Genomic DNA, 22,024 nt, shown 5'->3' on the forward strand with positions numbered 1-22,024 from the left:
TGGAAGGAGGATGACCAGTGGGATTCAAATTTAAAGAAGTTGGTACGATCCTTTTTGTCATAAGCATTGTTGTCATGATGGTAATCCCACTTCCTTCAGCGCTTCTTGATTTGCTGTTGATTTTGAATATCTCCCTTGCATTGACCATCTTGCTTGTGTCGATGTATACAAAAGAAACTTTGGAATTCTCGATCTTTCCGACGGTTTTGCTTATTACAACACTTTTTCGACTAGCCTTGAACGTGTCGACGACGAGAAATATTTTATCGCACGGTGAAGGCGGTAAAGTTATTGAAACGTTTGGTAGCTTTGTAGTCGGTGGAAATCAAGTCGTCGGTTTCGTTGTGTTTCTGATCTTGATCATCATTCAGTTTATCGTAATCACCAAAGGTTCTGAGCGTGTCGCTGAGGTAGCAGCACGTTTTACGCTCGATGCGATGCCTGGTAAACAGATGAGTATCGATGCGGATCTGAATGCAGGAATGATCACAGAAGCAGAAGCACGTGTCCGAAGAAAAAAGATTGAGAACGAAGCTGACTTTTATGGAGCAATGGATGGTGCCAGCAAATTCGTAAAAGGGGACGCCATCGCGGGTATTATCATTTTTATCGTAAATATTATCGGTGGTTTTATCATCGGGATGCTCATTCACGATATGAGCTTTGCCGAGTCTGCCTCTCGCTTCACTACCATGTCTGTCGGTGACGCACTGGTGAGCCAGATTCCAGCGCTCTTAATCTCGACTGCAGCGGGTATTATTGTAACGCGTTCTACTTCTGGCGAAGGTCTGGGAGAAGACATCGTCAAGCAAATGTTCAGCTTTCCGCGCCTTCTCTATATCGTAGCCGGATGTATGTTATTACTGGGGCTCTTTACACCGATTGGAATTTTGCCTGTACTTCCAGTAAGCGGGATCATGGCATTTGCTGCCTGGAAAATGGAAAAGAACCAAAAGATGCAAATACAAGAATCCGCCGACAAGGTGGAAGAGCAGCAAATGGAAGAAGTACGCAGTCCAGAAAGCGTCGTGAACCTGTTACAGGTCGATCCGATCGAATTCGAGTTCGGTTATGGATTAATCCCGCTGGCTGATGTGAAGCAGGGAGGAGATCTGCTAGATCGGGTCATTATGATTCGCAGACAAATCGCACTCGAAATGGGGATTGTTGTACCGGTCATTCGTATACGTGACAACATCCAGCTTCGACCGAATGAATACATGATCAAAATAAAAGGCAACCAGGTCGCAAAAGGGGAAATCATGCTGGATCACTATCTGGCAATGAGCCCGGGGATTGAAGATGATTCCATTGTTGGTATAGAAACCGTAGAACCTGCGTTTGGATTGCCTGCATTATGGGTAACAGAAGAGAATAAGGAGATTGCTGAGCTGTCTGGCTATACAGTTGTCGATCCGCCATCTGTTGTGGCTACACATCTGACAGAGGTCATCAAGCGACATGCCCACGAATTGTTAGGTCGTCAGGAAACAAGGGCCTTGATCGACAATGTACGGGAGACAGCACCAGTTCTCGTAGACGAGCTGATTCCAAGTTTGCTCGCCATTGGGGACGTCCAAAAAGTATTGCAAAAGCTGTTGCGTGAAAAAGTCTCTGTTCGTAATCTCCATGTCATTCTCGAAGCACTTGCGGATCATGCCTTGTATACAAAAGATCCAGATGTACTGACAGAGTATGTGAGACAGGCGATGGCGAGACAGATCACACTCCAATTTACGGAGCCAGGACAACCACTTCGCGTGCTTACAGCTGGAGCAGGATTGGAAAAAGCAATCTCTGAACGTGTGGAACAGTCTGAGCAAGGAAGCTATCTGGCGATGGATCCGGAAACGTCTCAGCGAATTTTCCAAAACATGTCGACTGAAGTGAGCAAGATGATCAACTCGGGTCAACAGCCGATCATTCTTTCATCACCAGCGGTCCGAATGTACTTGCGTCAATTAGTAGATCGAATGATGCCAGACGTTCCCGTTTTGTCGTACAGCGAGCTCGAACCACATGTTGAAGTGCAAAGCGTAGGGATGGTGAACATTTCGTGAGGGTAAAACGTTACATTGTCGATTCGATGCCAGAAGCAATGGAAAAAATCAGGACGGACTTAGGAATGGATGCAGTGATTCTTAATTCCAAGCCGATCAAAACAGGTGGCTTGTTCGGGATGTTTGGCAAACAACGAATCGAAGTAATCGCTGCTGTCGATGAAAAGGCACCCGAGCGTGAAAATCCCACAGTAGCAGCTGAACATCGAACCAACAACGTTTTGCCCAAATCGCAGACGGGTACGTACACGGCTGCTCAAGCGTATCGAAGACCGACTGTGACAAAAACAGCTGAGACTCAACAAGCTGAATCAACAGGTAGGGAGCAGACTGTAGCCGCGATGACACAAACCGCGGTTGCGACACCTCCAAAAGAAGCGATCTCAGATACGAGAGTTGTGCCAAAGCAAGGAGAGCCAGCTGAGCAGCATGCTCCTGTCGCGACATCCCAAGAAAGAGCTTTACACGCAAGCAATCATGACGCGATTGCTACAGAAATGCGAGATATGCGTCAAATGTTTCAAAAGCTGCTTGTGCATGACTTAAGTGAACAACTTCCTCCCGTGATACAGTCCATTCGTGCACAGTTATTGAAGCAAGAAGTGACTGAAGAGCTGACAGCGGAAATCATTCGAAAAATGATGGAAATGTCGAAGCAGGGTGAAAAGTGGACGGAGGAAGAAGCGTTTACGGTATGCAGAACGATTGTCACTTCCATGATCGAGCCATATACAGCATCTTCGCCAAAGCTGGGTAAGAACGTACGGTATGCTTTCTTTTTCGGTCCGACAGGGGTTGGAAAAACGACGACCATTGCGAAGCTTGCAGCGAACAGCATGTTGAAGGAAAAGCGAAAAATTGGCTTTATCACGGCGGATACGTATCGAATGGCGGCTGTAGAACAATTGAAGACGTACGCAAACATCTTGAATGTCCCGCTGGAGGTTGTCTTTTCTCCGAAAGAAATGGCGGCAGCGATGGAGCGCTTAAGTGATTGTGACCTCATTTTTGTAGATACGGCTGGACGAAATTTTCGCAACGATGAGTACGTCGCAGGCATTCGTGAATTGTTGGAGCATGGAAAAGACAGCGTGAACTACCTAGTACTTAGCTTGAGCTCCAAATTCAATGATATGAAAGCAATCGTCCAAAATTTTGCGGAAGTTCAAGTGAAGCAAGTCATTTTTACAAAAGCGGATGAAACAAACAGCTTTGGCACGATGTTGAATGTTTGTCAGGAGATGAATCTACAGCTCTCCTATGTAACGACAGGTCAAAATGTACCAGATGATATCGTTGTTGCTACACCCGAGCTGGTTTCAACGATGATTATGGGAGAGTAAGCAGATGCGTGACCAGGCAGAGCAACTCCGTGAGCGGATGCTACAAAACAAAAAGACACGACCAACTAGACTGGTGACAGTGACAAGTGGAAAAGGTGGTGTCGGCAAGTCCAATTTCAGCTTGAATTTTGGACTTGGTTTGATTGAGAAGGGACATAAGGCGGTTTTGTTTGACTTGGATCTGGGTCTGGCAAATCTGGATGTATTAATGGGAATTACCCCAAAAAAGCATCTGTTTCATTTGTTAGAGCCAGATACAACTGTTTGGGACATTATCGAGCAAGGGCCTGGAGGTTTAGAATTCATCGCGGGTGGTTCTGGATTTACGCAGATTATGCAGTTAGATGATGAGAAGCTTGATCGCTTATTCTCGCATCTTGATCCGCTGCAAGGCTATGCCGACACCATCATCTTTGATACGGGAGCAGGTTTTTCAAAAGAATCCATGCGATTCATGCTCTCCTCAGACGAGGTCATCCTTGTTACCACTCCCGAACCACCAGCGATAACGGATGCATATGCAGTCATCAAAATGCTACACTCACGCAATCCCGCTGTTTCGATTCGATTGGTGATAAATCGAGCGTCGTCGGAGAGAGAAGGGAAAATGACGGCAGACAAGCTTGCGATGGTTTCTAAACGTTTTTTGAATATGGATATTCAGTCGCTTGGATATGTTTCGGATGATCCTTATGTTTCAAAAGCTGTTAAACTGCAGCGTCCTTTTCTACTTACATATCCACAATCGCAAGCCGCGAGAAGCATACGAAATCTGGTAGAGCGGTATTTGGATCGTCCGGTTACTTCGGATGCTTCTGTCAGTGGTCTCAAAGGTTTTCTTGCGAAGTTGAGGCACTTCATACGATGAGACATAAAAGTAGGAAGGGAGCGACATTCGAATGAGCAAAATCCGCGTTCTCGTCACGGACGATTCTGCATTCATGCGTAAAGTGATTTCGGACATTTTATCTACGGATCCTGAGATTGAAGTGATCGATCGAGCTAAGAATGGACTCGAATGTATTGAAAAATGCAAAGAACTGGCGCCGGATGTTCTCACACTCGACATTGAAATGCCGGTCATGAACGGTTTGGACGCTCTGGAAAAGCTGATGAATGAGTGCCCGGTTCCGATCGTCATGTTGAGCAGTCTGACAAAAGAGGGAGCCGAAGCTACGATTCATGCGTTGGAACTAGGTGCGTTTGACTTTGTAACCAAGCCTTCTGGTCCAATTTCTCTCGACATCCACAAAGTGGGCGATCGTCTTATCGAGCGCGTGAAGGCGGCAGCAGCATCGAAAGCACGTTTGAAAAAGCTGATGCCTCGCGTAGTCAAACCGGTATCTTCCGAATCAAAAGCTGCACCTGTTACACCGGCATCTCCAGTAATCCGTACGAAAATACCGAGCCCGCCTGCCGTGATGCGGTCACAAGTTGGCGGAAAGGCAAGACTGGTGGTTCTAGGTACTTCCACAGGTGGTCCTAAAGCATTGCAGAGCGTACTGACTGCAATTCCGGCGAACTTTCCGGCACCAATTGCCATCGTTCAGCATATGCCAGCAGGTTTCACAAAATCGTTAGCAAATCGGTTAGACTCGCTATGCCAGATTCGAGTAACCGAGGTTGTCGATGGCGAGTATTTGGAAAATGGTACAGCTTACATCGCTCCAGGAGGCTTCCATTTCGAGGTTCGTCAAGTGAATGGGAGATTGCAGGCCTACTTACATCAAGAGGAGCCACGAGGCGGACACAGACCGTCTGTCGATATCCTGTTTGAATCAGTCAGTCAATTGACAAATGTAGACAAATGGGCAATCATCATGACAGGCATGGGAAATGATGGGACTAAAGGACTAAAGCTCATGAAGGAGCTTGGCCATGTCACAAGTATTATCGAAGATGAGTCGAGCTGTGTCGTATACGGAATGCCAAGAGCAGCGATTCAAGCAGGCTTGGCAGACAACGTGGCCCCATTGGAAAAGATTCCAGAGCTGTTGTGCAAGCTCTTGCACTGATTTTTGGGAGGTGGATCACCTATGGATATGAATCAGTATTTGGACATGTTTATTGAGGAGTCAAAGGAACACCTACAGGCGATCAACGCCAACTTGTTACTTTTGGAAAGTGATCCGGGTAACATTGGTCACGTCAAAGAGATTTTTCGTTCCGCGCATACATTGAAGGGTATGTCGGCAACTATGGGCTTTGAAGACATGGCGAGTTTGACTCACGAAGCGGAAAATGTACTGGACCTGATTCGCAATCAGAAGTTAACGATTACCAGTGACATCATGGACGCTATTTTCCAGAGTGTAGATTTGATTGAAGGCATGGTCATCGATATCACAGAAGGCGGAGACGGATCAGCGGATGTATCCGCTATTGTAAAGAAGCTGCGGGCGATTGTTGCGGGAGACTTTTCAGCTGAGCAGGAAGTAGCAGCTGCTACGATGGAAGTGGAAGCACCGCAAGAAGAGACTACATCAGCTGAAGATCATGAACTGGATGATTATGCCATGATGGTCTTGAAGCAGTCTCAGGAGCTCGGGAACAACGTTTTGTGGATCAAAGTGACATTGAATGAAAACTGCTTGCTCAAGGCTGCCCGCTCCTACATGGTTTTTGATCAATTGGAATCTATGGGTGAAGTGATCAAAACGAAGCCAGCTGTTGAAGATATCGAGAATGAGCGATTTGAACAATCGTTTGAAATCGCCTATGTGACGGAGCAATCGATTGAAAAAGTTCGCACTACGATTCTTAACATTTCGGAAATCCAAGACGTGACAATTGAGACCATTCAATTGAAGAAGGAAGCTCCACCTGCTCCCGTAGTGCAAAAGGCACCAGCACCAGCTGAAAAAGGAGCAGCAGAAGCTCCACAAGCACCAGTGAAGAAGGCGACGGCTGGTGGAAAAACAATTCGTGTAGATATCGAACGCCTGGATATCTTGATGAATCTGTTTAGCGAACTAGTCATTGACCGCGGTCGTCTGGAGCAGTTGGCACGGGAGATTGGAAAGAACGAACTGCAGGAAACCGTGGAACATATGAGCCGGATTAGTGGCGATTTGCAAAACATCATTCTGACGATGCGCATGGTACCGGTGGAGCAAGTATTCAATCGTTTCCCACGTATGATTCGCGATCTGCAAAAAGATCTGAATAAAAAAGTGAATCTGGAGATTATCGGTGCAGAGACAGAATTGGATCGTACCGTCATCGACGAAATCGGGGACCCACTCAATCACTTGCTGCGCAACTCGCTTGACCACGGAATTGAGTCTCCAGCAGATCGGAAAAAGGCGGGTAAGCCAGAGGAAGGAAAAATTGAGCTCCGCGCTTTCCACAGCGGGAACCATGTCTTTATTGAAGTAAAAGATGACGGTGCTGGAATCAATAAAGATAAAGTTCTCAAAAAAGCGCTTGAGAGAGGTATTGTCAATCCTGCCAATGCAGATAGCATGAGTGACAAGCAAATCCACGAGTTGCTATTTGCAGCAGGCTTTAGTACAGCGGAAGTTGTATCTGATATTTCCGGTCGGGGTGTTGGACTTGATGTCGTGAAGTCCAAAATTGAATCGTTGGGCGGCAGTGTCAGCGTAGATTCAGTGCGCGGTCAGGGCACGACTTTCCTCATTCAATTGCCACTTACACTCTCTATCATTTCCGCGATGCTGGTACAAGTGAAAGATGAGAAGTACGCTGTCCCACTCAGCTCCATTATTGAGACGGCTGTGTTTAAAAAAGATCAAATCATGATGGCTCACCGCCAAAAAGTGATCGACTTCCGGGGACGTGTAGTCCCGCTCGTTTCGCTGCAGGACATTTTCCAAGTGCCTGATAATGGCGAAACGATGGAAGATGAAGTGGCAGTCGTCATCGTACGTAAAGGTGAGAAAATGGCAGGCCTTGTCGTCGATTCGTTCATCGGTCAACAAGAGATTGTTCTAAAATCTCTCGGCAAATATCTGGTCAATGTATTTGCCATTTCAGGTGCAACGATCCTTGGAGACGGTCAGGTCGCGCTCATCATAGATTGTAACTCGCTGATTAAGTAGAAGGAGGGGCAGCCACATGCTCGATCAAAAAGAAGTCATTAGCGAAGTCAAAGTGATTGTCTTTCGATTGAAGGACGAAGAGTATGGCGTAGAGGTTCATCAGGTCAAATCCATTGAAAAGCTGGAGCACATCACAAGAGTTCCTCGAACGCCTAGTTTCGTCAAAGGGGTTATTAATCTGCGTGGCGTTGTGACACCGATTATTGACCTGCGCAATCGCTTTAGTCTCGAAGAAAGCGTCTATTCCGAAGCAACCCGAATCATTATCGTGGCCGTGGGTGAGTTGGAAGTGGGTCTCATTGTAGATGCTGCAAACGATGTTATCGATATACCAGTTGATGCGATTGAACCGCCTCCAGAAGTTGTTGGAGGTGTGGAGGCTGCTTATTTGCGAGGCGTCGCTAAGCTGGATAAACGACTGTTAATCCTCTTAAACCTCGATAAAGTATTGAGCACTGAGGAAATCAAGCAGTTGGACGCAATTGAGGGGTAAGTAAAATGGGCGATTTTACGAAGTTTGGGGATTTCCAATTTGACGTTTTACGGGAAATCGGGAACATCGGTGCTGGTCACGCCGCCACGGCTCTCTCCAAGCTCATACAAAAAGAAATCGATATGAAAGTTCCACAAGTCAAGATCATCTCCTTTGACGAAGTGGCAGATTTTGTAGGAGGAGCGGAAACTGTTGTAGTGACCGTCTTCCTCCGGGTTGAAGGCGATTGTCCAGGTAACATGTTTTTTATCCTTGATTTGGATTCTGCCAAGCACCTCCTCGAACAAATTACAGGTATTAATAAAGATGTGTACGAGTGGGAAGAGCTGGAAATCTCGGCGCTTCATGAGATTGGCAACATCTTAACAGGTTCTTATTTATCATCGTTAGCTGATTTTACAAAATTAAATTTACAGCCGTCCGTACCTGCACTCGCTGTGGATATGGCTGGAGCTATTCTAAGTTATGGATTAATAGCGTTGGGTCAAGCGGGTGACTTTGCCCTCACGATTGACACCGCTTTTTTCGAAGGCAATGATCAAGTAAAAGGGAACTTTTTCTTAATTCCTGATCCTGAATCGCTCCCAATACTATTTCGTTCATTAGGGGTTCCGTTCGATGGAGATTATTAAGATAGGGATGGCTGATCTCGGTGTGGCAAAGCCGCCGAGCAAGCTGCGTACTACCGGTTTAGGTTCTTGCGTAGGGGTAGTGCTCTACGATCATATCCATAAAATTGCAGGTATGGCACATGTTATGCTCCCTGAATCGTCTTTGGCTAAAAGCGGGGAGCTAACGATAGGCAAATATGCGGATACCGCTATCCCTCATCTGATTCAGTTGATGGTGAAGGCTGGTGCGGAGACCAGACACACAGTTGCGAAATTGGCTGGCGGTGCACAAATGTTCGCATTTTTAGGGAATAATGACACCATGCGGATTGGGCCTCGGAATGTAGAGGCGTGCAAACTTGCATTGAAGGATGCTCATATAAAGATCGTGGCAGAAGATACAGGGGGAAACTGCGGTCGGACAATAGAGTTAGATGCCACAAACGGCATTCTTCAAATCAGGACCGTAAATCAAGGTGTGAAGGAAGTATAACAAATGTTAGGAACCATTTGGATTAATTTTGGATTAGGGATGCTCGCATTTCTTGTAACGCTGGGTACGGCTGTGGCGAGTAATGTCTGGCTCGTATCACTGGAGAGAGCAGGTATTGCATTTGTCCTATTCTTCCTCGCTGCATTCCCAATTCGTTGGCTGCTCGCAACATTCATACAGTCATCCACTCCACCAATGGTTACGGACACGCTAGAGGGGACAAGCTCTCCTCTAGCAGAAGGTGGGGTCGTTCTGGAAATTGGACAACAAGTCGAACAGGAAGATCAAACATTTGCACCACTCTCAATCAACAAGATGGAAAGGATTCATCCTACTGAGGATCCAGCCACCGTTGCAGAGGTCGTTAGGCGCTTATCAGATGAGTAAAGGTTGGTGACTATTCGTGGCACGGCTAACCAGTCAAGAAAAAGCAAAAGAGTTCGATAAATGGGTCATGTGGAAGCAAGAGGGAAGTCGCGAGGCGGAGGTTGACTTGGTCACACGGTTTTTGCCACTGGTCGATAAGGTGGCAAATCGGTTGGCAATTAATCTGCCAGCAAATGTGGACAAGGATGACTTGATTAGTTATGGGCGCTTTGGACTATTAGACGCTTTGGCTAAATTCGATCATACCCGGGGTCTCCAATTTGAGACGTACGCCATGTGGAGAATTCGTGGTGCAATGATCGATGGACTACGCGAGAACGACTGGATCCCTCGTACTGTTCGAGACAAGGCCAAAAAAATCGAAGAAGCATACACCACCTTGGAACAGCAAATGCTGCGAATGCCAACCGATCAAGAAGTGTCTGATTATCTGGGAATAAGCAAAAAGGAGCTCCAACAGGTTTTCTTGGAAACCTCTCTTGCCAGCATGGTTTCTATCGATGAGGCAGTAGGGGATGAAGACGAACAAAAAACAGCAAGACATTCGTATATCATCGACGAGCTCACGCCTCGCCCTGATAATGTGGCGGAAGTATCCAGCTTAAAAGAGGTTCTAGTAACGGTCATCGACAAATTGCCTGAAAAGGAACGACTGGTTGTCTCCTTGTTTTATTTTGAAGAAATGACCTTATCAGAAATTGCGGAAATAATGAGCTTGTCACCTTCAAGAATATCCCAGTTGCACTCCAAAGCTCTTTTCCGACTTCGTTCTGCGTTGTCCAGATGGAAATCGCAATTGATGTAAAGGGACATTACCCAAGCTTGAGAGGGGTAGAATGATGGAAGGGATCGGGAACTATAAAATAGAAGTAAAAATTTCAGCTGATAAATTGGAGGCCGAAGTACTTCTTCGTGTGGACGAACAAGATATCGACGAAATTGTCATCTTGGAAACAGATGTTTATAAAGCATTACAAGCAAGCAATGTGAAGTATGGAATTCTCGACGATGTAGTTCGGGACTTGTGCACCTTACCCGCGAAGTATGCAAACGCGAGAGTAAAGGTTGCTCAAGGGATTGCACCTGTGGCCGGAACCGATGGGACTATCGAGTACCCCTATTTGGCATCTATTAATGAAGGGGAAGGTCCAAAAGAGCTAGAGGATGGCCGAGTTGATTTTTATAATGTGACGACAATCCCTAATGTAGCAAAAGGACAACTCTTGGCACGTAAAATATCAGCAAGCCAGGGACAACCAGGCACAGCAGTTACCGGAGAGCCCATCGCTCCCAAAGCCGGCAAGGAAATAAACATAAAGCCTGGGAAAAATGTTGTACTCAATCAAGAGCGGACGATGCTATACGCCGCTATTGACGGACAAGTCTCCTTTACGGAACAGGCAAAAATGAACGTATTTCCCGTATTTGAAGTAAACGGGGATGTTGATTTTGGTGTTGGCAATATTGATTTTGTGGGAACGGTGGTCATTCGCGGGAACGTATTGAATGGCTTTCGCGTAAAGTCATCAGGAGATATACGCGTACTTGGCAGTGTAGAAGGGGCCGAGTTGTACGCGGAAGGCTCCATTGAGATCAAAAGCGGGATTGTTGCCCAGGACAAAGGCTGCATTGTTGCGGGGAAGGATGTCCGGACATCCTTTATCCAAAACGCCAATGTGACGGCTGGCAATCAAGTGATTGTTTCACAAAGCATCATGTTCTCAACTGTACGCGCTGGAAAGCAAATCATTTGCAAAGGGTCAAAGGGCTTCATCATTGGCGGCGTGCTGCAGGCTGGGGAAAAGATTGTGGCGCGTGTATTTGGGAACAGCAGCGCCACTCCTACGATACTCGAAGTAGGAGTAAAACCGGAATTAAGACAAGAACTGGCGAATATTCAAAAAGAACTACAAAATGTGTATGAAAATTTACGCAAAACAGATCAAGGACTAGGGGTTATTAACCAGATCCTTCAGGCCAGCAAAGAACTTCCAGCAGACAAGCGTCTCATGCAAATCAAGCTGACCAATACTCGTTTGGTTTTGGAAAAAGAAAGCAAGGAATTGGAAGCACGCAGAAATGATATTGAACTCGAGCTGAAAGGTGAAGGGCCAGCAGCTATTGAGGCATATCATGTGATGTATCCAGGAATTAAAATGACGTTTGGAAAGCTGGTGCACTTTATCAAGCACGAGTATGCGAGAACGCGATTTATCGTGCTGGACGGTGAGATTAGCACAGCAACTCTTATCTAATCCAGGCTGCTTACATACTTAGTGTGACAAGGGAGTTGGGGCCATATGAGTTTGAAAGCGGTTGAATTGCAGGTGGCAATACCACGCACGTTAGAAGTCAGCCGAATTCAGGAGCATCAGCAACAACGAACCATGCATGAACAACAATCCATGATTGATCAGCGAAGAGACCTGGATGAACATATGCGCCAGCGCCCGAGTGATCTTGAGCAATCAGAAAAGAACCAGATACGCGAACGAGAAAAAAAGCAAGGACAGCAAGAACATCAGGACAAACAAGAATCCAATGGGAGCCAATTATCCGAATCGAGCGAAGGTGTATCTGCGAATGCTGATCTCATGAGAGATCCATTGCGTGGACGGATTATAGATATTTCTTTATAAATGAAGTCAAGCCAGAAATAAAGGTGGACAACATGGACGTAGTGTATCCCATCCTGATTGGAGCAGGAATGATCAGTATGCTTCTTGCTTTTATCATAAAAAAGAAGCAGCCTGTTGACTCCTTTTCCTCATTACCGACACAACGCACGACGGACAAGGACGAGCTCGAAAAAAGCGTTCAGCGTCTTCAAAAACAGGTAAAGCAAGAAACCAATCTTCTTGCCGCAGAATGGCAGGAAATGAGAGCGGATCTTCTCGAGGTTATCGCTAGTTTGCACAAGCGATTAGACAGTATGGAAGAACAATGGAAAAAGAGTGAAGGTCACAAGCAAGAAGCTCCAAAGGATACTCATAGGATAGAACCAGCACCTCAAGTTCAAGAGGTGGATATGCTGGCACTGCGAGAACGTTATCGCCGTGCCTTTGAGCTTAGTAAAGAAGGTTTGTCTCGGGATGAGATCGCAAAACGACTCGGTGCCGGCAGAGGGGAGATCGATTTGATCTTTTCCTTGGCTGACAGGCATGAGCGAGGTCTTGCCGATGCGTAAACAAGAGCTATTATTTGGATTTGGAGCAGGACTGATTGTGGCTACCTCGATTATCGGACTGTTAGCGCCTAAGCAAACTGCACAAGCACCAGCCATGACTGTAGATCAAATGAAAGTAGCTGCACAAGAGCTGGAGATGGTCGTACTTACAGCAGAAGAATACAAGCAGTGGCAGGAAGAAAAGAAAGTGAACGTAAAACCAGCTCCTGGAGTGCCTAAGGCGCCAGTTACGCCAAAGGTAGATCAAACAGTGGCGCCTGTGACAAAGCAACCGCAGACGCCAACTGTACAGTCTGCGACACCTGCGGCTTCATCGGAACAAAAGGTGATTCCGCCAACAAATCCAGTGAGTAAGGACGGCCAGCCTACTCCAACTGTACCGAATACGCAGACACCAGCGTCACCAAATTCGGTGGCACCTAAAGCTCCGACAGTAGAAGCACCTGTAGCAGATAAGAAGGTATCTTTCACTGTTCCGTATAAAGCAACAGCAGAGGATGTAGCGCAGATTCTCGTAAAGGAAGGAATCCTTCCTGCCGACAATCAATTTGTGGCCCAGTTACGTGCAAGCGACAAGCTGAATCGTATTCGTGTCGGTACCTATGAAGTGTCGACCGCTGCTAAGGAAGCAGACATCGTCAAATTGATAACGACGCCGCCTAAAAAATAGGCGGTTTTTTCACTGTAACGAAAATGTGGCCGTTTGTCGTCTGCCAAAAAGGCCAAAACTTTTTTTACGAAATAAATGGAATTCGTTTGTTGCAATTGAAACTCCCATATGATATATTCATTTACGGTGTTGAAATCGCACGTCCACCAATTCCGGCAACGGTGCTGCCTATGGCAGAATTGCTTGGAACATGCGGTGAGGCGGAGGTAGGCATCACAAAAACCATTTTTGAAGGAGGTGTGAAATATGGCAGTAATTTCGATGAAACAATTGCTCGAGGCTGGTGTACACTTCGGTCACCAAACTCGTCGTTGGAACCCGAAAATGGCTCGCTATATCTTCACCGAACGTAACGGAATCTACATTATCGACCTGCAAAAAACCGTTAAAAAAGTAGAGGAAGCGTACAACTTCGTACGTGAACTCGCTCAAGACGGCGGAAAAATCCTCTTCGTTGGTACGAAGAAACAAGCACAAGAATCCGTTAAAGAAGAAGCAGAACGCACAGGTCACTACTTCATCAACCAACGTTGGTTGGGTGGTACTCTGACAAACTTCACAACCATCAAAAAGCGTACTGCTCGCTTGGCTGAGCTGAAGCGTATGGAAAACGATGGTACTTTCGCAGTATTGCCTAAGAAAGAAGTTATCGTTCTGCGCAAAGAAATGGATCGTCTGGAAAAATTCTTGGGCGGTATCGCTCACATGGATAAACTGCCTGACGCTCTGTTTGTCATCGATCCTCGTAAAGAGCGCATCGCTGTAGCAGAAGCTCGTAAATTGGGTATCCCAATCGTAGCGATCGTAGATACTAACTGCGATCCAGATGAAATCGATTATGTGATCCCAGGTAACGATGACGCAATTCGCGCTGTGAAATTGCTCACTGCTAAAATGGCAGACGCTCTCCTGGAAGGAAACCAAGGTACAGAGCAACAAGCAACAACAACTGCGTAAGCATGTGTGTTAAAGGGTGGACTGAGGGTGTCAGAACCCCCGTCCATCCTTTTTTGCTGAATAGCGTCGCCGAGGTTAACAGGTGACTTGCTTTTCGATTATAATAGGATCGTAACTTTTCGAGGAGGTTTCACTCAATGGCAATTAGTGCACAAGCGGTTAAAGAACTGCGCGAGCGTACAGGCGCAGGTATGATGGATTGCAAACGCGCGCTGGAAGAAACAGCAGGCGACATGGAAAAAGCAATTGACTTGCTCCGTGAACGCGGTATCGCGAAAGCAGCAAAAAAATCTGGTCGTATCGCAGCTGAAGGTCTGACTGCAACTGCGGTAGCTGGAAACGTTGCAGCAGTTGTAGAAGTTAACTGCGAAACTGACTTCGTAGCGAAAAACCCTGAGTTCCAAACACTCGTGAAAGACATCGCTGAGCACGTTGTATCCCAACGTCCTGCAACAGTTGAAGAAGCTCTGGAGCAACCGTTCAAAGGTGCTGGCGAGACTCTGGCTCATGTGATCAATGAGAAAATCGCGACTATCGGAGAAAACATCTCCTTCCGTCGTTTTGCACTCTCTGAGAAAACTGACGCTGGCGTATTCGGTGCTTACCTGCACATGGGTGGCCGCATTGGCGTTCTGGTAACTTTGGAAGGTACACAAGACGAAACACTGGCACGCGACCTGGGCATGCACGCAGCAACGTCCAACCCACGTTTTGCTAACCGTGAAGAAGTTTCCGCTGATGAGATCGAGCGTGAGCGTGAAGTTCTGAAAAACCAAGCACTGGCTGAAGGCAAACCTGCTAACATCGTTGAGAAAATGGTAGAAGGCCGCCTCTCCAAATTCTTCGAAGAATACGTACTGGTTGAGCAACCATTCGTAAAAGATACGGACAAGAAAGTAGCTGTTCTGCTGAAAGAAGCAGGTGCTACCTTGAAAGGTTTCGCTCGCTTCCAAGTAGGCGAAGGTATCGAGAAGAAACAAGAAGATTTCGCAGCTGAAGTAATGGCTCAAGTTAATAAGCAATAATAAAGGTTATAGGGAACACCTTCGTGTTCCCTATTTTCAAAGCGAGAGTTTCACTTTGTGTGAAACTCTCTGCATGTAAATAGCAGTGTGTACCTGTTCCCAATTAGAAGGAATGAAGACTGGGCACAGAGAATGATTCATGAATGGAGGCCGTTTCACATGCCACTTCCTGCCTATAAACGGGTTGTGTTAAAGTTGAGTGGGGAAGCTTTGGCGGGGGACTTAGGGTATGGTATTGACCCAAAGGTAATTTTCTCCGTCGCTAACCAGATCAAGGAAATCGTAGAATTGGGTGTACAAGTCGCAGTAGTCGTCGGAGGAGGTAACATCTGGCGCGGACTTTCCGGCAGCTCTAAAGGAATGGATCGAGCAACAGCCGATTACATGGGGATGCTGGCCACGATTATGAACTCACTCGCCTTGCAGGATGGGTTAGAAAAAGTGAACGTCCCGACTCGTGTTCAAACCTCGATTGAGATGAGACAGGTAGCAGAACCATACATACGCCGTCGTGCCATTCGCCATTTGGAAAAAATGCGTGTGGTCATCTTCGCTGCCGGTACTGGTAACCCTTACTTTTCAACGGATACGACAGCTGCTCTGCGTGCAGCTGAGATTGAAGCTGAGGTAATCCTGATGGCGAAAAACAAGGTAGACGGTGTGTACTCTGCAGACCCAAGCCTTGACCCGAACGCTAAGAAGTACGACCAGTTGACATTCCTGGAAGTGCTGAATAAAGGGTTAGGTGTCATGGATTCAACAGCGTCCAGCTTGTGCATGGATAACAGTATTCCGTTGATCGTCTTTAACATTTCTGAAGAAGGCAATATTCGTCGGGCAGTAATGGGCGACAAAATCGGTACTCTAGTGAAAGGGGAATAATTATGCCACAAACTGTGCTAAATGACATGGAAGATCGCATGAATAAAGCGATCAATGCTTTGAAAAGAGACCTGTCCAGCTTGCGTGCAGGTCGTGCGAACCCAGCGATGCTGGATCGTGTTACAGTAGACTACTACGGCACTCCAACGCCGATTAGCCAATTGGCAAACATCAGCGTACCAGAACCACGTATGCTGACAATCCAGCCTTGGGATAAAACGGCGCTCAAAGAAATTGACCGTGCGCTGCAACAATCGGATTTGGGAATTTCTCCATCCAACGATGGCGTGATTATCCGCCTGATCATTCCTCCACTCACAGAAGAGCGTCGTAAAGAGCTCGTGAAGCTGGCAGGAAAAGGTGGAGAAGAAGCAAAGGTAGCCATTCGTAACATCCGTCGTGATGCAAACGATGAAATCAAAAAGCTTGAAAAAGCTGCTACTATTTCTGAGGACGATTCCCGACGTCATCAAGAAACCATACAAAAAACGACGGATAAATTCATCGCCGAAGTTGATAAGATCGTTAAGGACAAAGAGAAAGACATTTTGGAAGTATAGGTAATGGTAATCCCCCTCGTTTGAGGGGGATGTACGTCTATATCTCTCATTACGGGGGAACACTTTATGTTAGAACATCTAGCGCGCAAATGGGGCCGCAAAGAAAAGCAATCGGAGCCAGCCGAGTTGGATCGTTCCGGTAAGATTCCGGAACATGTGGCGATTATTATGGATGGTAACGGTCGTTGGGCCAATAAGCGCAGTTTACCCCGGGTTGCCGGGCACCGTGCAGGAATGAAAGCAGTAAAAGAAGTCGTCAAGGCTGCAGACGAGATCGGCGTTCGTTATATGACGATGTACGCATTCTCTACCGAAAACTGGAAGCGTCCACGCGATGAAGTGGATTTTCTCATGAAACTTCCGCAGGAATTTTTGTCGACAGAATTGGATGAATTAATAGAACGTGGTGTCCGCATACGCATGCTGGGCAGTAAAAACGAGCTGCCTTCTCATACGCTGAAAGCACTGCTGGAAGCAGAAGAGAGAACGAAGGACAATAGCGGTCTGCAATTGAATTTTGCCCTGAATTACGGTGGGCGAGATGAACTGGCAAAAGCATTTTCAGTGATGGCAGCACAAGTAAAAGCAGGCGAGCTTCAACCAGAACAGCTGACAGAGGAATTGATATCGAGCTACCTGTATACAAGCGAAATTCCCGATCCAGACCTCTTGATTCGCACAAGTGGAGAGATTCGCTTGAGTAACTTTATGCTGTGGCAATTAGCATATACAGAATTATGGTTTACGGACGTGCTATGGCCTGATTTTACCCGTGAACATTTTTATCAAGCAATCGTGGAATACCAAGGCCGAGCTCGTCGCTACGGGGCGGTATAGCCGAGAGGTGGAATCAGTTGAAGCAACGTATAATAACAGGCCTGATTGGTGGGGCTGCTTTTCTATTATTGATGTATGCTGGTGGAGTTTGGTACTCACTATTAGTGTTTTTACTGGCTGTCATTGGCTATTTTGAATTTATGAGAATGGCTGGCATTCAGTCATTTTATTTGGCAGGATTGCTCGGATATGTATTGATGTTAAGCATTTTATGGCCGTCTCTATTATTTTCGGATTGGCTCAGTATCAGCTTGCCGGATCTGATGCTGCCCGTCCTCCTGCTCTTGTTGATTTACTCCGTTTTACGGAAAAATCAGTTTCACATTGAACACGTCGCCCTTACGCTGGTGGGGGCGTTATACATAGGCTACGGTTTTACTTATATGGCCGCTACCCGAAACCTACCTGAAGGATTCATGCTTACGGTCATGGTCATTATGGGAATCTGGTCCACTGACTCGGGCGCCTATTTTGTCGGAAAAGCAATAGGTAAACGTAAACTGTGGCCAGAAATAAGTCCAAACAAGACGGTGGAAGGGGCCTTAGGCGGTCTGGTCGCTTCTGTCTTGATTGTTCTTTCCATCAATGCAAGCTTTGGACATTTTGCGATTGATCAGGCTTTGACCATTGCACTTGTTGCAGGGATCGTCGGGCAATTGGGGGATTTGGTTGAGTCGGCTTTCAAGAGGCATTTCCATGTGAAAGATTCAGGACAGCTCATCCCGGGGCACGGGGGCGTTTTGGATCGCTTCGATAGTTTTTTGCTCGTCTTTCCGGTTCTACATCTATTAGGTATTGTCTAAAACCTTTTGCATATAGAAAGAGATATAGAGGGTGAAATCCGTGAAAAAAATAGCGCTCTTAGGTTCAACGGGGTCCGTTGGAACGAGCACGCTTGAAGTCGTAGACCAGCATCCTGAGGATTTTTCGGTGGTGGCTATGGCTGCTGGAACAAACGTCGACCTATTGACACTCCAGGTGGAAAAGTTCAAGCCCGAGCTCGTTTCTGTAGGAAATGAGAAGGCTGCCGTTGAACTGCGAGATAGATTGGCGGGGAAGTCTCAACCAGAAATTGTTTACGGAGCGGAAGGCTTGGAACTGGTTGCCCGTCATGAAGCTGCCAATTTCGTTATGACCGCTGTTGTCGGCAGTGTAGGGGTCGCACCTACACTCGCTGCGATTGAGGCGGGAAAAACAATTGGACTGGCCAACAAAGAGACACTGGTGAGCGCTGGCCCTGTCGTCATGAAACGAGCGAAAGAAAAAGGCGTATCGATTATACCAGTAGACAGCGAGCATTCAGCTGTCTACCAATGTCTGCAAGGCGAACGTAAGGAAGATGTGGCAAAGATTATTTTGACCGCATCAGGCGGTTCCTTCCGTCACCTCTCTCGCGAGGATCTCCAGCAAGTGACAGTAGAGCAGGCATTGGCTCATCCGAATTGGAGCATGGGTGCAAAAATTACCATCGATTCTGCTACCATGATGAACAAAGGTTTTGAAGTGATCGAGGCTCATTGGCTGTTTGATTTGCCTTATGAGCAGATCGAATGCGTATTGCATTATGAAAGTATCATACACTCTATGGTAGAATACAAAGACAGAGCGGTCATGGCCCAACTCGGTACACCGGATATGAAGGTTCCGATTCAGTACGCCATGAGCTATCCCATCAGAAAAAAACTGCCTACGGAACCACTTGATTTGGTCAAGATCGCCACGCTTCATTTTGCAGCCATGGATTATGAGCGTTATCCTCTGTTAAAATTAGCGTATGAGTGCGGCATGGCAGGAGGTACGCATACTGCAGTACTGAATGCAGCCAATGAGGTCGCAGTTGATATGTTCTTGAAGGGAGCGATCCGTTTTTTAGACATCGAAAAGGTCGTCCGGAAAACGTGCGAAGCTCACCCTGGTGTAGCGAGTCCTGAGCTTGCAGATATTTTTGCAGCAGATGAGTGGGCACGCTCTTATGCGCTCGTCTCCATTTAAGGAATATGAGAGTTAGATACTTGACAGAAAGGTGGCTGTTCACTTGCCTTTGCCCAACCTGGATTCCGTTGAATCAATTCTCGCGATTGTCGTTGTATTTGGGGTACTTGTCTTTGTGCACGAACTAGGACACTTCCTTCTGGCCAAGAAGGCAGGGATCTTATGTCGTGAATTTGCACTGGGAATGGGGCCAAAAATTTTTCGCGTGAAGCGGGGAGAAACGGAATACACCTTACGCCTGTTACCCATCGGTGGTCTCGTTCGCATGGCGGGAGAAGACCCGGAGATGGATATGTTAAAACCGCACATGGAAGTAAGCGTGGAGCGGGATGCGTTAGGAAAGGTCACACATATTTTGCTCGATGGGCCAAGTTCTGGTTCTGCTCGTGTGATTACCGGTACGGTGGTACAATTTGATTTGGAGCAAAATTTAAATATCGTACTTGAACTGGACGGAGAGCAGAAGACGTTTGCTGTTCATCCACAGGCTCAGCTGGTCAAGGATGGACAAGAAGTACAGATTGCCCCTCTGAACAGACAGTTCAAAGGCAAGACGGTTTCACAACGTTTTTGGGCGATTTTTGCGGGACCTGCAGCCAACTTTTTGCTGGCGTTTGTTTTGTTTATCGTGATCGGCTTCTTGTACGGCGTACCAAATGGCAGCTATCTGGGGGATGTAATCCCGGGAGGACCTGCTGCTCAAGCTGGATTATTGCCAGGTGATAAGGTGATCGCGATTCAAGGTCAGCCGGTATCCTCGTGGAAAGACGTTGTAGAGAAGATCAGCAAAGCGCCGGATCAACAGTTAACGTTTGAGTACGAGCGCAATGGCCAGCGTTTGACTGTGCCAGTGAAAGTAGGGAAAGACGAAAACAACGTGGGCAAAATCATGGTAACCAATGCACTCACGTTTGCCCCAGGAGAAGTTCTCAAATACGGTGCGAACTCCACTTACGACTTTACGGTGATGATCCTGAAAAGCTTGGGAATGCTCGTAACCGGAGAATACGGATTAAAGGACTTGAGTGGTCCAGTCGGTATTTTCAAGATGACTGGAGAGGTTGCGCAACAAGGCATGGCGATTCTGTTGAAATGGGCTGCTGTATTGAGCATTAACCTTGGGTTGTTCAATCTGTTGCCATTGCCAGCCTTGGATGGCGGACGTCTCGCATTCTTGGGAGTAGAGGCACTGCGTGGTCGACCTGTTGACCCGCATAAAGAAGGAATGGTTCATTTCTTGGGCTTTGCCTTTTTGATGTTGCTAATTTTGGTAGTGACTTGGAATGATCTGCAACGATTGTTCTCCTAATCACGTACTAACACGATAGAAAGAAAAACAGACATACGTAAAAGGATGGTGCAAAATGTTCAAGCGCGAGGAGACGAAACCGGTTTTTGTAGGTGGAGTGCAAATCGGGGGCCAAAAAAGCGTAGTCATCCAATCGATGACGACAGCAGACACACGCGATGTAGAAAAAACTCTGGCCGAGATTCAGAGACTGCACGATGTCGGTTGCCAAATTGTTCGCTTGGCCGTCATCAATGAAGATGCAGCACGTGCCATCAAAAAAATTAAAGAACGTTCTCCATTGCCGCTTGTTGCCGACATTCATTTCGACCACAAGCTGGCATTGATTGCACTGGAGAGCGGGATTGATAAAATTCGAATCAACCCAGGAAACATCGGTTCAAAAGAAAAAACGCAACGCGTAGTGGAAGCGTGCCGTGAGCGCAATGTTCCGATCCGTATCGGGGTCAACTCCGGTTCTGTCGAGAGAAGACTTTTGGAAAAATATGGGTACCCTTCTCCAGAAGCAATCGTAGAAAGTGCGATGGACCACGTGCAAATTCTGGAAGACCTGAATTACGACAACATCGTCATTTCCTTGAAGTCTTCCGATGTTCCAACAATGATCCAAACCTATTCGTTGATGGCACAGAAGCGCAACTATCCATTGCACGTTGGTGTAACGGAAGCAGGCACACAGTTCTCCGGCAGCATTAAGTCTTCAGTTGGGATCGGAACGGTATTGTCGATGGGAATCGGTGACACCATCCGTGTATCCCTGACGGCTGATCCTGTTGAAGAAATTAAAGTAGCCAAACAAATCCTTCGCAGCTTGGATATCGTGAACAACGATCCAGTGGTCATTGCATGCCCATCTTGCGGTCGATGCGCAATTGATCTGATCGGCCTGGCAACAAAAGTCGAGGATGCTGTTTCCACGCTGAAAGTACCGTTAAAAGTAGCGGTAATGGGTTGCGCGGTAAATGGTCCTGGTGAAGCTCGTGAAGCAGATGTAGGTGTTGCTGGCGGAAATGGCGAGGGCTTGATTTTCCGTAATGGTGAAATTGTTCGGAAAGTAAAAGAAACCGAGTTGTTTGAAGAGCTAATGAAAGAAATTGAAGAAATAGTAAACGAGCAAAAAACTACAACTGTAGGATAATGCACGTTGATTGCTGATG

General features: G+C 46.8%; 23 protein-coding genes. All 23 read left to right on the forward strand.

Annotated features, from left to right (window positions below):
* Positions 1–17 precede the first annotated feature (17 nt).
* The 23 genes from flhA to ispG all read left to right on the forward strand — a co-directional run bounded on the left by flhA (position 18) and on the right by ispG (position 22,005).
* Positions 18–2,060: a flagellar biosynthesis protein FlhA gene (gene flhA, locus C7R91_RS02760; RefSeq protein ID WP_047067893.1), complete on the forward strand. Its 2,043-nt coding sequence runs from the start codon at positions 18–20 to the stop codon at positions 2,058–2,060.
* Positions 2,057–3,403 (forward strand): flagellar biosynthesis GTPase FlhF, encoded by a 1,347-nt coding sequence (gene flhF / locus C7R91_RS02765; protein ID WP_047067892.1) that lies wholly within the window; start codon positions 2,057–2,059, stop codon positions 3,401–3,403. The genes flhA and flhF overlap by 4 nt, the downstream gene beginning before the upstream one ends.
* A gap of 4 nt (positions 3,404–3,407) precedes the next feature.
* Complete coding sequence (locus C7R91_RS02770) at positions 3,408–4,271, forward strand: MinD/ParA family protein (RefSeq protein WP_047067890.1); 864 nt, start codon at positions 3,408–3,410, stop codon at positions 4,269–4,271.
* 31 nt (positions 4,272–4,302) lie between these two features.
* Entirely contained in the window at positions 4,303–5,418 is a 1,116-nt protein-coding gene (locus tag C7R91_RS02775) for a protein-glutamate methylesterase/protein-glutamine glutaminase (RefSeq protein ID WP_047067888.1), read from the forward strand.
* A gap of 21 nt (positions 5,419–5,439) precedes the next feature.
* Complete coding sequence (locus tag C7R91_RS02780) at positions 5,440–7,464, forward strand: chemotaxis protein CheA (protein WP_047067886.1); 2,025 nt, start codon at positions 5,440–5,442, stop codon at positions 7,462–7,464.
* Between the two features lie 16 nt (positions 7,465–7,480).
* Positions 7,481–7,957: a chemotaxis protein CheW gene (locus tag C7R91_RS02785; protein WP_007719278.1), complete on the forward strand. Its 477-nt coding sequence runs from the start codon at positions 7,481–7,483 to the stop codon at positions 7,955–7,957.
* A gap of 5 nt (positions 7,958–7,962) precedes the next feature.
* Positions 7,963–8,589 (forward strand): chemotaxis protein CheC, encoded by a 627-nt coding sequence (locus C7R91_RS02790; RefSeq protein ID WP_047067884.1) that lies wholly within the window; start codon positions 7,963–7,965, stop codon positions 8,587–8,589.
* On the forward strand, positions 8,576–9,061 hold the full coding sequence (locus C7R91_RS02795) for a chemotaxis protein CheD (RefSeq protein ID WP_007719270.1): 486 nt from the start codon (positions 8,576–8,578) through the stop codon (positions 9,059–9,061). The genes C7R91_RS02790 and C7R91_RS02795 overlap by 14 nt, the downstream gene beginning before the upstream one ends.
* A gap of 3 nt (positions 9,062–9,064) precedes the next feature.
* Complete coding sequence (locus C7R91_RS02800; protein ID WP_047067881.1) at positions 9,065–9,448, forward strand: hypothetical protein; 384 nt, start codon at positions 9,065–9,067, stop codon at positions 9,446–9,448.
* A 16-nt stretch (positions 9,449–9,464) separates the two neighbouring features.
* Positions 9,465–10,253 carry a FliA/WhiG family RNA polymerase sigma factor gene (locus C7R91_RS02805; protein WP_047067879.1) on the forward strand — a complete coding sequence of 263 codons (789 nt, stop codon included), beginning with the start codon at positions 9,465–9,467 and terminating at the stop codon, positions 10,251–10,253.
* Between the two features lie 31 nt (positions 10,254–10,284).
* A complete protein-coding gene (locus C7R91_RS02810) occupies positions 10,285–11,703 on the forward strand; it encodes a flagellar assembly protein A (protein ID WP_083995004.1) in 1,419 nt (472 codons plus the stop codon).
* 45 nt (positions 11,704–11,748) lie between these two features.
* Positions 11,749–12,087 (forward strand): hypothetical protein, encoded by a 339-nt coding sequence (locus C7R91_RS02815; protein WP_047067877.1) that lies wholly within the window; start codon positions 11,749–11,751, stop codon positions 12,085–12,087.
* Between the two features lie 32 nt (positions 12,088–12,119).
* Positions 12,120–12,635 (forward strand): DUF6115 domain-containing protein, encoded by a 516-nt coding sequence (locus C7R91_RS02820; RefSeq protein WP_047067875.1) that lies wholly within the window; start codon positions 12,120–12,122, stop codon positions 12,633–12,635.
* Positions 12,628–13,305, forward strand: a complete 678-nt coding sequence (locus tag C7R91_RS02825) for a DNA polymerase III subunit gamma/tau (RefSeq protein ID WP_236697793.1) — start codon at positions 12,628–12,630, stop codon at positions 13,303–13,305. Before C7R91_RS02820 ends, C7R91_RS02825 begins: the two co-directional genes overlap by 8 nt.
* A 246-nt stretch (positions 13,306–13,551) precedes the next feature.
* Complete coding sequence (rpsB, locus tag C7R91_RS02830) at positions 13,552–14,262, forward strand: 30S ribosomal protein S2 (protein ID WP_015891726.1); 711 nt, start codon at positions 13,552–13,554, stop codon at positions 14,260–14,262.
* A 137-nt stretch (positions 14,263–14,399) separates the two neighbouring features.
* Positions 14,400–15,287, forward strand: a complete 888-nt coding sequence (tsf, locus tag C7R91_RS02835) for a translation elongation factor Ts (RefSeq protein ID WP_106786164.1) — start codon at positions 14,400–14,402, stop codon at positions 15,285–15,287.
* Between the two features lie 159 nt (positions 15,288–15,446).
* Entirely contained in the window at positions 15,447–16,169 is a 723-nt protein-coding gene (pyrH, locus tag C7R91_RS02840) for a UMP kinase (RefSeq protein WP_007719254.1), read from the forward strand.
* A 2-nt stretch (positions 16,170–16,171) separates the two neighbouring features.
* Complete coding sequence (gene frr, locus C7R91_RS02845) at positions 16,172–16,729, forward strand: ribosome recycling factor (RefSeq protein WP_015891724.1); 558 nt, start codon at positions 16,172–16,174, stop codon at positions 16,727–16,729.
* Between the two features lie 66 nt (positions 16,730–16,795).
* Positions 16,796–17,566 carry an undecaprenyl pyrophosphate synthase gene (gene uppS / locus C7R91_RS02850; protein ID WP_047067869.1) on the forward strand — a complete coding sequence of 257 codons (771 nt, stop codon included), beginning with the start codon at positions 16,796–16,798 and terminating at the stop codon, positions 17,564–17,566.
* 17 nt (positions 17,567–17,583) lie between these two features.
* Positions 17,584–18,369, forward strand: coding sequence for a phosphatidate cytidylyltransferase (locus tag C7R91_RS02855; protein ID WP_047067866.1), 786 nt, complete (start codon positions 17,584–17,586; stop codon positions 18,367–18,369).
* Between the two features lie 40 nt (positions 18,370–18,409).
* Positions 18,410–19,558, forward strand: a complete 1,149-nt coding sequence (locus tag C7R91_RS02860; protein WP_047068610.1) for a 1-deoxy-D-xylulose-5-phosphate reductoisomerase — start codon at positions 18,410–18,412, stop codon at positions 19,556–19,558.
* A 43-nt stretch (positions 19,559–19,601) separates the two neighbouring features.
* Positions 19,602–20,867 (forward strand): RIP metalloprotease RseP, encoded by a 1,266-nt coding sequence (gene rseP / locus C7R91_RS02865; RefSeq protein ID WP_047067864.1) that lies wholly within the window; start codon positions 19,602–19,604, stop codon positions 20,865–20,867.
* 55 nt (positions 20,868–20,922) lie between these two features.
* Complete coding sequence (ispG, locus tag C7R91_RS02870) at positions 20,923–22,005, forward strand: flavodoxin-dependent (E)-4-hydroxy-3-methylbut-2-enyl-diphosphate synthase (protein ID WP_047067862.1); 1,083 nt, start codon at positions 20,923–20,925, stop codon at positions 22,003–22,005.
* The last annotated feature ends 19 nt before the right edge of the window (positions 22,006–22,024 follow it).

The sequence above is a fragment of the Brevibacillus formosus genome (assembly GCF_003013405.1).
Classification (GTDB): Bacteria; Bacillota; Bacilli; order Brevibacillales; family Brevibacillaceae; genus Brevibacillus; species Brevibacillus formosus.

What these genes read in the sequence shown, in the direction of transcription:
- C7R91_RS02770 (WP_047067890.1), top strand. Translation starts at nt 3,408, where the DNA reads ATGCGTGACCAGGCAGAGCAACTCCGTGAGCGGATGCTACAAAACAAA.
- C7R91_RS02775 (WP_047067888.1), top strand. Translation starts at nt 4,303, where the DNA reads ATGAGCAAAATCCGCGTTCTCGTCACGGACGATTCTGCATTCATGCGT.
- C7R91_RS02780 (WP_047067886.1), top strand. Translation starts at nt 5,440, where the DNA reads ATGGATATGAATCAGTATTTGGACATGTTTATTGAGGAGTCAAAGGAA.
- C7R91_RS02785 (WP_007719278.1), top strand. Translation starts at nt 7,481, where the DNA reads ATGCTCGATCAAAAAGAAGTCATTAGCGAAGTCAAAGTGATTGTCTTT.
- C7R91_RS02790 (WP_047067884.1), top strand. Translation starts at nt 7,963, where the DNA reads ATGGGCGATTTTACGAAGTTTGGGGATTTCCAATTTGACGTTTTACGG.
- C7R91_RS02795 (WP_007719270.1), top strand. Translation starts at nt 8,576, where the DNA reads ATGGAGATTATTAAGATAGGGATGGCTGATCTCGGTGTGGCAAAGCCG.
- C7R91_RS02800 (WP_047067881.1), top strand. Translation starts at nt 9,065, where the DNA reads ATGTTAGGAACCATTTGGATTAATTTTGGATTAGGGATGCTCGCATTT.
- C7R91_RS02810 (WP_083995004.1), top strand. Translation starts at nt 10,285, where the DNA reads ATGATGGAAGGGATCGGGAACTATAAAATAGAAGTAAAAATTTCAGCT.
- C7R91_RS02815 (WP_047067877.1), top strand. Translation starts at nt 11,749, where the DNA reads ATGAGTTTGAAAGCGGTTGAATTGCAGGTGGCAATACCACGCACGTTA.
- C7R91_RS02820 (WP_047067875.1), top strand. Translation starts at nt 12,120, where the DNA reads ATGGACGTAGTGTATCCCATCCTGATTGGAGCAGGAATGATCAGTATG.
- C7R91_RS02825 (WP_236697793.1), top strand. Translation starts at nt 12,628, where the DNA reads ATGCGTAAACAAGAGCTATTATTTGGATTTGGAGCAGGACTGATTGTG.
- rpsB (WP_015891726.1), top strand. Translation starts at nt 13,552, where the DNA reads ATGGCAGTAATTTCGATGAAACAATTGCTCGAGGCTGGTGTACACTTC.
- tsf (WP_106786164.1), top strand. Translation starts at nt 14,400, where the DNA reads ATGGCAATTAGTGCACAAGCGGTTAAAGAACTGCGCGAGCGTACAGGC.
- pyrH (WP_007719254.1), top strand. Translation starts at nt 15,447, where the DNA reads ATGCCACTTCCTGCCTATAAACGGGTTGTGTTAAAGTTGAGTGGGGAA.
- frr (WP_015891724.1), top strand. Translation starts at nt 16,172, where the DNA reads ATGCCACAAACTGTGCTAAATGACATGGAAGATCGCATGAATAAAGCG.
- uppS (WP_047067869.1), top strand. Translation starts at nt 16,796, where the DNA reads ATGTTAGAACATCTAGCGCGCAAATGGGGCCGCAAAGAAAAGCAATCG.
- ispG (WP_047067862.1), top strand. Translation starts at nt 20,923, where the DNA reads ATGTTCAAGCGCGAGGAGACGAAACCGGTTTTTGTAGGTGGAGTGCAA.